Origin of the sequence: Halopiger xanaduensis SH-6, assembly GCF_000217715.1 — an archaeon.
In the GTDB taxonomy this organism is placed as follows: Archaea; Halobacteriota; Halobacteria; order Halobacteriales; family Natrialbaceae; genus Halopiger; species Halopiger xanaduensis.
The window spans coordinates 1,679,075-1,690,640 of record NC_015666.1 but is presented as its reverse complement, the minus strand read 5'-3'; the positions used below and the strand labels follow the sequence as shown (position 1 = coordinate 1,690,640).

At 57.6% G+C, this 11,566-nt stretch carries 11 protein-coding genes; 3 read left to right on the top strand and 8 right to left on the bottom strand.

Going from position 1 to position 11,566, the window contains the following annotated elements:
* The first annotated feature begins 2 nt into the window (after positions 1 to 2).
* Both HALXA_RS08255 and HALXA_RS08250 read left to right on the top strand, forming a co-directional pair.
* Positions 3 to 1,190, top strand: coding sequence for a DegT/DnrJ/EryC1/StrS family aminotransferase (locus HALXA_RS08255; RefSeq protein ID WP_013879881.1), 1,188 nt, complete (start codon positions 3 to 5; stop codon positions 1,188 to 1,190).
* 29 nt (positions 1,191 to 1,219) lie between these two features.
* Complete coding sequence (locus HALXA_RS08250) at positions 1,220 to 2,269, top strand: N-acetylneuraminate synthase family protein (RefSeq protein WP_013879880.1); 1,050 nt, start codon at positions 1,220 to 1,222, stop codon at positions 2,267 to 2,269.
* Position 2,270: 1 nt separating this feature from the next.
* On the opposite strand, the gene HALXA_RS08245 is transcribed toward HALXA_RS08250, so the two are convergent.
* From HALXA_RS08245 to HALXA_RS08230, 4 genes are read right to left on the bottom strand one after another with little or no spacing between them, the layout of a single operon-like run.
* Entirely contained in the window at positions 2,271 to 2,948 is a 678-nt protein-coding gene (locus HALXA_RS08245) for a methionyl-tRNA formyltransferase (protein ID WP_013879879.1), read from the bottom strand.
* A complete protein-coding gene (gene pseG / locus HALXA_RS08240) occupies positions 2,945 to 3,958 on the bottom strand; it encodes a UDP-2,4-diacetamido-2,4,6-trideoxy-beta-L-altropyranose hydrolase (protein WP_013879878.1) in 1,014 nt (337 codons plus the stop codon). Before pseG ends, HALXA_RS08245 begins: the two co-directional genes overlap by 4 nt.
* Positions 3,959 to 3,965: 7 nt before the next feature.
* The gene (locus tag HALXA_RS08235) at positions 3,966 to 4,697 is read right to left on the bottom strand and encodes a fumarylacetoacetate hydrolase family protein (protein ID WP_171814667.1); all 732 of its coding nucleotides are present in this window, start codon (positions 4,695 to 4,697) and stop codon (positions 3,966 to 3,968) included.
* Positions 4,645 to 5,310: a cytidylyltransferase domain-containing protein gene (locus HALXA_RS08230; protein ID WP_013879876.1), complete on the bottom strand. Its 666-nt coding sequence runs from the start codon at positions 5,308 to 5,310 to the stop codon at positions 4,645 to 4,647. The genes HALXA_RS08235 and HALXA_RS08230 overlap by 53 nt, the downstream gene beginning before the upstream one ends.
* A 223-nt stretch (positions 5,311 to 5,533) precedes the next feature.
* On the opposite strand from HALXA_RS08230, the gene HALXA_RS08225 reads away from it, so the two are divergent.
* Positions 5,534 to 7,132 (top strand): capsular polysaccharide export protein, LipB/KpsS family, encoded by a 1,599-nt coding sequence (locus HALXA_RS08225; RefSeq protein ID WP_171814666.1) that lies wholly within the window; start codon positions 5,534 to 5,536, stop codon positions 7,130 to 7,132.
* A 16-nt stretch (positions 7,133 to 7,148) separates the two neighbouring features.
* Here the strand turns inward: HALXA_RS08225 and HALXA_RS22360 are convergent, their stop codons facing one another.
* The 4 genes from HALXA_RS22360 to HALXA_RS08210 form a co-directional block, all read right to left on the bottom strand.
* Positions 7,149 to 7,727: an acyltransferase gene (locus HALXA_RS22360; protein ID WP_013879874.1), complete on the bottom strand. Its 579-nt coding sequence runs from the start codon at positions 7,725 to 7,727 to the stop codon at positions 7,149 to 7,151.
* Between the two features lie 108 nt (positions 7,728 to 7,835).
* On the bottom strand, positions 7,836 to 9,287 hold the full coding sequence (locus HALXA_RS08220; RefSeq protein WP_013879873.1) for a sulfatase: 1,452 nt from the start codon (positions 9,285 to 9,287) through the stop codon (positions 7,836 to 7,838).
* Positions 9,288 to 9,308: 21 nt separating this feature from the next.
* Entirely contained in the window at positions 9,309 to 10,541 is a 1,233-nt protein-coding gene (locus HALXA_RS08215) for a glycosyltransferase family 4 protein (RefSeq protein ID WP_013879872.1), read from the bottom strand.
* Positions 10,538 to 11,470, bottom strand: coding sequence for an NAD-dependent epimerase/dehydratase family protein (locus HALXA_RS08210; RefSeq protein WP_013879871.1), 933 nt, complete (start codon positions 11,468 to 11,470; stop codon positions 10,538 to 10,540). Before HALXA_RS08210 ends, HALXA_RS08215 begins: the two co-directional genes overlap by 4 nt.
* Positions 11,471 to 11,566: the final 96 nt, after the last annotated feature.

The following is an 11,566-nucleotide window of genomic DNA, read 5'->3' as shown; positions in this document are numbered from 1 at the left end:
ACATGACGACGGAGAAACCAGCGCTCTACGGCGGCGAGCCGATTCGAGACGAGGTGCTCGGCTACGGCGGTCAAAGCATCACTGACCACGAGAAAGACGCCGTCGTCGAGGCCCTCGAGGGAGACTACATCACGCGCGGGCCAACGGTCGAAGCGTTCGAAGACAGAGTTGCCGATCTTATCGGCGTCGACCATGCAGTGGCGACGACATCCGGGACGACCGCGTTACATCTCGCCGGCGAAGCGGCGGGATTTGGACCGGGCGACGAGGTGATTACGACGCCGCTGACGTTCGTTTCGACCGCGCACGCAGCGACGTACACGGATGCGACGCCGGTCTTCGCCGACATCGATCCACATCGGCGGACGATTGATCCCGACGCCGTTCGCGATCGGATCACCGAGGACACTGCTGGACTCGTTCCGATGCACTACGCCGGCCATCCAGCGGACATCGACGAGTTATTGGAAGTCGCAGACGAACACGACCTGACGGTAATCTGGGACGCCTGTCACGCCTTCGGCGGCACGTGGCGCGGCGAACCAATCGGCGCCCAGCGGGACATGGCCGTCTTCAGTTTCCATCCAGTCAAAAACGTCACGACCGGCGAGGGCGGTATGGTCGTTACCGACGACGATGACCTCGCGGAGCGGCTCCGTCGGCTGCGATCGTTCGACATGAACTACGACGTCGATGGCCATGAGAGCGAACCCTGGTATCAGGTGACCGAAGGCCTCGGCTACAACTACAACGTCACCGACCTGCAGGCGGCGCTGGGACTCGCCCAGCTCGACCGTCTCGAGGCGTTCAAGGATCGCCGCGACGAGATCATCGCCCGGTACGACGAGGCGTTCAATGAGATTGATGACCTCCGGACGCCGCCGGATCCGCTCGAGTCAGATCCTATGTACCACCTCTATGCGATCGAGGTCGACGAGGAATTCGGCTGTGACCGCGCGGAGTTTGTCGATGCGATGCACGCCGAGAACGTCGGCGTTCAGGTCCACTATGTCCCACTACATTATCACCCGTTCTTCCAGGCGGAGTTCGGGTACGAGCGGGGCGACTTTCCCCGAACGGAACGCGTGTACGACCGGCTCGTCAGCTTGCCGCTGTTCCCAGCAATGAGCGACGATGACGTAGCCGACGTGATCGATTCGATCGAGCGACTCCATCGTCATCTCGAGTAGTTTAATTCCCTTGCTCCCCCGGTACTAGTATGGACGGATTCGAAATCGGTGATCGAGCCGTCGGTCCTGACGAGTCAACGTACGTTATTGCGGAAGCAGGGTCGAACCACAACGGCGACCTCGAGATAGCCAAGGAACTGATCGACGTCGCCGCCGACGCCGGTGCGGACGCGGTGAAATTCCAGACGTTTCGCGCCGAGGATATGTACGTCGAGGACAGCGGGGAGGTTGAATATCTGGACGACGACCGATCGATCTACGACATCATCGAGTCGATGGAGATGCCCTACGAGTGGATCCCGACGCTCCACGACTACTGTTACGATCGGGGAGTTCAGTTCCTGTCGACGCCCTTCGACGAGCGATCGGCGGCCGAACTCGAGGATTACGTTCCCGCCTGGAAGGTCGCATCCTACACGAGCAGCCACGTGCCGTTTCTCGAGCATTTAGCGGCGACCGATAAGCCGATCGTCATGTCAACAGGGGCTCACGATCTCGAGGAGATCGCTGAGTCGGTGACGGCGCTCAAGGAAGCCGGTGCCGACGAACTCGCGCTCCTCCAGTGCGTCGCCGCGTATCCGACACCCCTCTCGGAGATCAACGTCCGCGTCGTCGAAACCCTTCGGGAGAAGTTCGGCGTTCCGGCCGGACTCTCGGATCACACGCTCGATCCGGTGACCGCACCGAGTGCCGCCGTTGCGCTCGGTGCCAGCGTCGTTGAGAAACACTTCACGCTTGACAAGTCGATGGAGGGGCCGGACCACGAGTTCGCCCTCGAGCCCGACGAACTCGAGCGGATGGTTTCGTCGATCCGCGATACGGAGTCCGCGCTCGGAACCGGCGAGAAACGGGTTCTCGACGCGGAGGAAGAGCTACACGACAAAGCGCGCCGTGCGATCCACGCCGTCGACGATATCGACGCCGGTGACCCGCTGACGACTGACAACGTCAAGGTGCTCCGCCCCGGCGAGCGCGAGCCGGGACTCGAGCCGAAGTTCTACGAGGAGGTCGTCGGGAGCGTCGCCGCGCGCGATCTCCGTCCGGGCAAGGGTATCACTTGGGAGGACGTCGACGACTGAGCTACGCTTTCGTGATATCGATGTCGACGTAGTAGGTCTCGCCATCCACTTCAATCTCGGCGTTGTCGTACGGTGGAAACGTCAGTGCGCGAAGCCGGTCCAGAAACTCCTTGACGCGCACGGTTTCGTCGGGATCGAGTCGACATAGCTCTTTGAAGTCAGTCGTTTCGTGATAGGTGCCGGCGTCGGAATCCTGCGTGATCGTCGAGGGATCTCCTGCCTCGATGTCCGGCCACGCGTCCCGGAACAGGTCCACTTGCGCATCCTCCAGCCGCCGATAGAGGTCTTTGCCGGTATCTTCGAAGTCCGTCGGCACTGTTCGGCGTGCGATGATGTCTCCTGTATCGAGGCTCGAGTCCATGTAATGGAGCGTCACTCCCGCTGGCGTATTGTCGACAATACTCCAGACGTTCGGATTCGCACCCCGGTTGTACGGGAGATACGCGGGATGGAGGTTCACGCATCCCTCGGTCGGGATCTCGAGGATCGACTCTGGAACAAGGCGTCGATAGCCACAGGACACGAGGAAGTCCGGCCGAACGTCCTCGATGGTTCGGAGTTGCTCTCGGGTCGTCAACAGCGAGTGAACGAAGACGCCATCGCGATCACAGAGCCACTCGTAGACGCGCATTCCGGCGTCGTTGATGCCGAGAAAAATTACGTCGATTTCGTCGCTCATGGTTTCGAATCCCCGTCGACGAGTGAAAGCAATTCGGTATAGACTCGCCGTGCACCGCGACCGTCGACGAGCTCCCGTCCGCACCGCCGCCGTTCCGCGCGGAGCGACGCGCACATTAGATATCGGTCGATCGCTCGGCGAATTGCCGATTCACCGGCGTCACGCTCAAGTACGATCGCTGCGTCTCGCTCCCGGAGCGCCGCCGCGATCGGGAGCTGGTTATCGACGACGGGGATACTCACGATCGGCGTTCCGAGCGCGAGCAGTTCATAGGTCGTGGTACTCGCCGTACTCACCGCGAGGTCGGCACAGAACATCCGCTCTGCGAGGTCTTCCGGGTCACGAACGACGCGAACCCGCGCCGATACGTCTGCCGCGACCTCGCGTATCGCTCGTTCCTGGGCGGCCGAAAACCCGGGTCCGACGACGGCGTCGACGGTCAGATCGACGCCGTCGAACGCTCTGAGCACAGTCGGCGTCAGTTCCGCGGTGTCGCTTCCGCCCATCGTCACGAGCGCACGCTCCGGCTGTTCGCGACGCGGCGGCTCTCGTTTCGCGCGTCGTGCGATCTCCTGCCGAAGGAGCAGATACGCCGGGCCGAAACACCACATCGGCTCCTCGCCGCACACCTCGTACTCGAGATCGGGCGCGTACAGGTTCCCGTTGGCGACGAGATCGGCATGGACCGGGTGTCGCGTATCGTCGGTCACGACGGCAGTCGGTGCGATCTTCCGGAGGGCACGCTGGTAGTCGCAGTCGGCGAGATAGGAATCAACGAGGACGACGTTAACGTCCTCGAGTCGTTCGAGCAGCGGTGAGACGTCAGTTCGCGAAGGTAGCTCGAGGGTCTCGATACCGGATGGACAGACCTCGGTGACGCAGTCGGGCGTCGCCGTCGCGTACGTCACTCGATGACCGTTCTCGACGAGCAACTCGGCCACGGCTCCGGTTCGAACGAGATGCCCGTAGCCAATCTCCGGGCCACCGTCTGCCCGTATGACCGCCTTCATCGTCTACCTACAGCCGTTCGACGGGGCTCGTCAACGAACCAATGCTCTCGATCTCACATGTCACCGACTCGGCGTCGTCGAGGAATACAGTCGGGTTACCGGGGTCACCGAGTGCGACGACGTCGTTCTCGCGGAGCGTCGTTACCTTGCTCGCGAAGGAGACCATCTCCGGGATGGTAAACGCCATCTGAGCGGTCGAACCGGATACGGCAGTCTCGCCGTCGACGCGGACCTTGACCTCGAGATTGTCGTAATGACTCTCGTCTCGCTTCTCGACGACATCGGTGAGAATCGGTGAGAAGGTGTCAATCACCTTGTAGCCGACTCCGGTCACCATGCCGTGGTCCGGATCCGACCATCCCGGCCAGTCGCCGGACGCGGTGACGTCGTTCGAGATCGTGAATCCCTTGATCCCGTCCCACGCCTCCGCTTCAGATGCCTGCCGGAGTTCCTCACCGATGACGGCCGTGAGTTCACAGCCCGGCTTTATCTGGTCCGTCTGCGGCGGGATTTCGATCGGTTCCCCCTCGGGAACGATCCCGTCGTCGGGGACAACCCACAGGTCCGGCCATCGATACGTTCGCTCTTTTTCGTCGAGATGCGAATGAAACGTCCCGCCGAGCGCGACAAACTTCCCGATGGAATCCGCGGAGAGCATCATTACCGTGCCACTGCGGTTCCGGCAGTCAAATACCTTGTCGTTGAGCCATCCATTCCGCGATGTCCAACGGATTGTCACCGACGGCCTCCAGTGCGTCGGTTACTCGCCAGTAATCTGACGGGGTATCCACGGCAATGTGGGCCTCTGACACGGCCACCCATCGCTCGTTCGGCGAAAACGCGACGTCCCATCGGTCGGGGTTCTCGCGGAGTCGACGAACCGGGTGCGAATCACCGAGTTCTCGCAGTTCCTCGAGAACTTCCCTGTCAATCACGTCGACGGCCGTTCCGATTGGCATATCGTCCGTGACGTTGGTGGTATATCGCGCGTCGTTCGACTCGTGTTCGCCGACCATGCGATCGATTTCTGCCGGTGGAACGAACGGACAGTCGCCGGTCACACGGACGACCGGATCGCTGCTATATGCCTCGGCCACGGCCAGATGTCGCTCCAATAGGTTTCCTTCTGGACCGGTGGCGTGTCGGACGCCGTTTCGTTCGCACCACTCGGTTATGGCCTCGTTTTCGGGTTCGTTTCCGACTGCGACCACCGCATCGGTTACGGTTTCCGCGGCCGTACAGCGGTCGATCACCCATCCGATGACGCGACGGGACTCGAGCGGATACAGTACTTTTCCGGGGAGACGTGTTGATCCAAGTCGGACCTGGACCTGACAGATCGGATTCGACATACCTCGTGGGTTCGCATGCGGCAGTAATAACGCCCCGCCTTTGGGTATCCGTCACCGTTCTTGCTCTCCTGTATTCCAGCAACTATAATTGAATCCTTACTGTATTATATACGACACGTATGTGCTACCATTCATGTGAGATAGGTTCCGAATTATAATCTACATCTGGATCATGGGTCGTTTCCAAAGAATTACATCGGCTTTACGCAGTTATACCCATACAATGGAAATGAAGGAAGAGAGGCTCCGAAGCCTCAGTGAGTTAGCGAGGAGACTCGGTATCGAGAAACACGCTGCCAAAACGTATCTATCGTTCACTTCCGCAATACGCTCACAATTAAAAGAATCTTTGGAAGAACTTGATTTTGAAGAAATTAGTACTTCTGAACACGAGATGACCGCGTTCTTCCCCGAATTTTATTCGACGGACTATCGAACGACGTTGCACGGAATAATCGCACACGGATTAAATTACAGGGGGGTTGGTTCAGTATTTGTTTTCGGAGATGGCAGTTTGGGTGCATGCAAGGGGAACATGTCCCAATATGAGGATAACTGTGTCAGATGCGTTCATCAGAGTAATGAATTTGCGGAATTGATGAATATTCCTGATGTTTTTCTGGATGAGATCAATTACGATGATTCGGTCAAAAGGGACGAAATCGAATCGAAGATCGAAGACTATGCAGTTTCATCTACGTATCGTGCTCTCCAGATTGCGGAGATCGACTACGAAAATCCGGAGCACGTGCAGCTTCTAGAACAGTTCAAACGTACCGGTCGTATTGCATGGGATGTTACCGATAAGCTGCATAAGGAATATGATTTTGATTATTTCGTCTCAACTGGATCGTCGTACCTTCCGAGAGGTATGGCTCTGGAATATGCTAAAATAAATGATATACCGATCACTGCAAGTAGCGATCCGATCTACGGGGACGGACAAGATCTTATGTTTAGCCGATTAGATGGTCCTCTCACCCATTATATCTCGGATAAGAGCTGGCGGATAGTAGAACAGAGGCCATTGGGTTCAGATCAAGAACGTGAACTTGACGAATTTATGGGTGAAAGGATGGAAACTGTCGAACAAACACAGTATGCCGATTCGGGGGAAAGCCTCGAACTCGAAGAGGATACTGAAATGTACTCCATGTATACGCACCTCCCGTGGGATGCGGCAATTAGGGACGTCTCTCGGTTGTTCGATGATCAGTACGAATGGGTCAGGGAAACGGTTGAACTGTTCGAGACGTTCGATGACAAACATTTGGTGATAAAGGTACATCCGGCAGAAAAAATGCGGGGAACGGAACAAAGTATCACTGATATTTTAGATTCGACATTTGATGAACTTCCCGATAATACGACTCTTTTAGAGCCAGATACCGACGTTGACCCATACGAACTTATGCGATCGAGCGATATTGTCTTGGTATACACCTCAACCGTCGGAATGGAAGCTACCTACCTCGATACTCCTGTGATAACCACCGCTGACTCGCATTATGCTGGAAAGGGGTTTACATATGATCCCGAAACGAAAGATGAATATCGGAAGTTAATCGATAGTGGATCGAGTGAACTAGAATTAGACGAACGGATGAGTTCATTGGTGAGGAAATACTTATACAACTACTTCATTCAACGTCCCATCAGCTTCGACCTAGTACTACCAAATTCGTATTCGTCTGAAGAATCGATAATAGAAAATCTGGAGTCAATCGAGAGTTTGAAACCAGGTGGTGATGCTGTGCTTGACGACATCTGTAAGGCGATAATTGAGAATACGTCTTATTTCTATACAAAAACGCACCAATAACAGCACACAGTGTATTTCACTCAGTATTACTCCTTAACCAGTCGGGGAAGGGCCGATTCTGGTCCCGATAGCATTCAGTGACTTCTTCGATATCAGCCTCCTCGGTACTGAGGCGGCGGTCACGATACTCTTCTAACGAACATTTAACTTCACACGGGACACCGACTGCAACAGAATTAGAAGGAATGTCTGAGGAGATTACTGAACCGGCACCGATAATGACGTTATCACCGATAGATACGTCGGGTAGAACAATTGTTCGTTCCCCTAGAAATACGTTGTCTCCGATATCGATCGTTCCCCTCTTTGAATAGTTCGGAGCAGTATCGAAGGCTTGAGATAGGATGGGTTTATCCTTAGCGTGGGCGAGCATCCGCACTTTGTCAGTTATTATACAGTTTTTCCCGATAGATATTTGAGGAGCGTATCCGAGATCGACGTTGTTTTCTCCATAAAACCTTGTTCCCTCACCAACCTCACAACCGCGCGATTCGAGTTCGGAGATGTACGCGTCCGATCCGAGATGGCTATATATTCCCCAGAACCGATAAATTGAGTCTTTTACCCGTCGTCGCAGTTTCTGTACTAGTCTCATATATGTGTTCAGAAAGAGTGATCAGATAAAAGGTTTAGGTCAGATCTCCGACTTGAAGGACGGAATCTGGTTCAATAAAAGCCATCGCATGAAATTGATTCGGCGGTTCTATACGTATCCCAGCTTCTCGAGCCTATCGTACGTCGCCTCGTCGAGGTCGTCGGTGCCACTCCCTTCCGCTCTGACGGCTGCTTCCTCCATCTCGCCGAACACCTCACGGACTTTTCGACCGCCGGTGTTCGATACCTTGTACGAGTCTTGCGCGTTCCTGATCTCGACGGTCGCTTCCCTGTCTTTCCAGGTGATGTACTTTCGGACCACGTCGTCGTCGTCCTCGTAGACGACGTGAGTAAAGGACTCGAACGCGCTCAGGTCGTCACAGTGTTCGAGGGCTCGCGCCTTGAGACTCTCGTCGTCCGTGATCCGGTAGCTCGATGCCACGACCGGACGGTCGGGGACGAAGCCGTCGGGAGCGGTCGCTCCCTCGAGCGCGTTCTCCACTACCGTCGGGAACCGCGCCAAGGTCGCGACGGAGTCGACCTCGTGTGCGTTCCGTTGACCCGGCCGTTTGACCACGAGGGGAACGTGTAGGAGAACTTCGTGAACGGACACGTTATGGCCGGCGATCCGAGCGGGACGTATGCGACTCCGTTCACCGAACCCTTCGCCGTGGTCGCTCGTGATGACGACGAGCGTATCGTCGAGAACGCCTCGCTCCTCGAGTCCGTCGATAATTCGTTGAACGTAGGAATCGGCCTGTCGGATGGCGCCATCGTAGAGCGCCTCGCGGGCTTTTTGGCGCCACCATAACCCGTCACCGCAGTGGAGTTGCCATTGGTCGACGGCCTCGTCTTCGATCGTCCGAAGCAGATCATCGCCCCACTCGTTGAATTCCTCCTTCGGATTGTAGGGCAGGTGAGCGTCCATGAGGTTGACACACGCCGCCCATTCGTCGTTCACCGTCGTATCAATCCAATCGAGAAACTTATCGGTGTAGAGGTTCCCCGGCGACGTGCCGTCGATGAAACTCGGTAGGAGAGACGGATAGTCCGACGATATCTTCGTGTACGCGCCGTTGATTAGTCCCCTCAGCGGCGCATCGTCACGCAGGCATTCTCTGACGTACTCAGTGAAACGGCCCGTTCCTCTGTCCGAGACGAATGACCTCGGATTCAGCGCGTCGGGATACGGGACGTCCTGCGGACCGACGACCGTATCGAACCCGTGGTCGAGACCGATATCTACGTCGGTGATCCAGACGTTTTCGGAGAAGACGCCGGTCTCGTAACCGTGTTCGTCCCTAAGCCGTTCGAAGACCGTCGCCCCTTCGCTCAGTTTCGCCTCCGCACTCGTCACCCGATGTTCGTTCACGTGGAGTCCGGTAAATATACTCGCGTGGCTGGTCACGCTAGTCGTTCCCGGTGCACGCGCCTGTCGATAGCGGGTCGCGGATTCGGCAAACTCGTTCAGAAAGGGCGTCGTATCGTTCGCGTGTTCGTGGAGGCTCGTGTTCCTCGCACGAACGCTGTCAAGAACGATCAAGAGTACGTTCGGTTTCATAGTGCAGTCACGCCGTCCGACTCAGTTAACCGCATCGGTGCCGTCGGTATTTCTCTTCTCCATTCCAGAGACCATTCCTCTTTGCGAAATCGCATCTAGAATGCCCGCGAATCGTTCTACAGCGCCCTCAAAGCTGTACTCTTCCTCGACGAGCGTCCGACACCGATGGGACATCGATCGGAGGTCATCAGACGTCTGTATCCGTTGAATTTTGCGTGCAATCGCTTCGTCGGACGTGTCCTCCATCAGGTATCCCGTTTCCCCGTCTTTCACGACGTCCGGAACGCCCACTACTGGAGTCGCGTAGACCGGCGTCCCACACGCCATTGCCTCGAGAATCGTCGTCGGCAATCCTTCGGTTGGCGCCGACGGCATCACCAGCAACTGTAACTCGGTGAGTTGATCAGGCACCTCGTCGTGGTCGATCCAGCCGGTCACCTCGACCGTGCTCGCTGCGATTTCATCGCTCAGTTCCGATTCCAGCCAGCCTCGGAGCGCCCCATCGCCAATGAACCTGAACGTAACGTCGTCGGGAAGCCGTTTTGCCACCTCCGCCAGCGTCCGAATTCCCTTCTCTTCGTCGAGCCGACCCAGGAACCCGACCACGTGGTCCCGTTCGCGAAACGGACCTCGTGGGGTGAACCGCTCGGTGTCAACGTAGCGAGCACCGTTCGTGTATAGTTTGTCCTCGAATCGCTCCAAACCAAGCGACGAGGCCATCGACGGCGTGTACGTGACGATCGCGTCCGATAGCCAATAGCCGAGCCGCTCGAGCCCCCACACGAGACCCGCGAGCCCGCGGGCGATTGGTCCCGGCACCCGCTGTTCCCAGTGAAGGCGAAGTGTCAGCGGAACGTTGCCCCGCGGTTCCAGAACAACGGTCTTGCCGGCGAGTTTCGCACAGCAGATTGGCAGGAAATATGCGATTGCGCCGTAGAAGAGTACGACCTCCTCGTCGCGTCGGGCGAGGAGCCGACACATCCGAAACTGATTGAGGAGAAAACGGGCGGCGGCGACGGGGATCGACTCGCCGGTGTTGGCCGTCGTCAACTCGACGACCTCATGGTCTTCGCGAATCGTTGACCCTTCGGGTAGTCCGGCCGTCACGAGCGAGATCGTCGTGATCGCCGAGAGGATTTCCAGAAGCGTCCGTGTGGCGTTCTCGCCGGCGCCACCGAGGGGGTGGGTGACGACGCAGACGTCGGGATAGGTCGATTCTCCCTCCGCTTCGGAGTCAGTCGCGTCTCCGCTCATCGCTCGGTCAAATCTGCAGTCCGTCGGAGTCCCGTTTCGAGATCGACCGTCGGTTCGTACTCAATGGCTCGGTTTGCCTTCGAGACGTCTGCCCCCGAATGTCGAATGTCGCCGGGCCGCGGATCGTCGTATATCGGCTCGAGTTCTGTCCCCAGTACGTCGTTGATTCGGCTAACTAGATCGTTGATTGTGATCCGACGACCGCCTGCGACGTTTAACACCTCGTCGCGACAGTTGCTCTCCACGGCCCGAACGTTCGCGTCAACGACGTCGCCGACGAAGACGAAATCGCGCGACTGCTCACCATCACCGTATATCACCGGACGTTCGCCGTCGCTCATCAACTCGAGGAACTTCGGAACGACGGCCGCGTACTCGCTGTCCGGATCTTGTCGTGGTCCGTAGACATTGAAATATCGGAGCGCGACCGCATCTATCCCGTACTGATCGCCGAGTTGAAGCGCGGCTTGTTCGGTGTAGTATTTCGAAAGCGCATACGGCGACTCCGGATCGACCGGCATCGCCTCGCGCTTTGGAAGTTCACCGCCGGAGCCGTAGACCGCCGCCGAGGAGGCGACGACGAACGTCTCGACGCCGGCGTCGGCAGCGACCTCGAAGAGCATTGAGGTCCCGCCGCAGTTGACGTCCGCGACCGTCGCGGGATCGTCGAAACTCCGCGCGACCGACGACACCGCTGCCTGGTGGAACACGCAGTTGGCGCCGTCGAGCGCTCGGGCGAGGGTGTCCCGGTCGCGAACGCTCCCTTCGACGAACGAGAACGCCTCGTGCTCTCGCGCCTCGTCGAGGTTCTCGAGTTGCCCCGTCGAGAGATCGTCGATTCCGCGCACTTCGTAGCCGCGTTCGAGAAGCGTATCGACGAGGTGAGAGCCGATGAACCCCGCCGCGCCGGTTACGACTGTCGTCTCCATTCAGACTGGCCTTTCGAAGGGTGAGGTTAATATCTGTCTGTTCCTATATCATCGTATTATCCGTCCCGCGAGCGAAGTCCGAGACGGGCGGCGGCC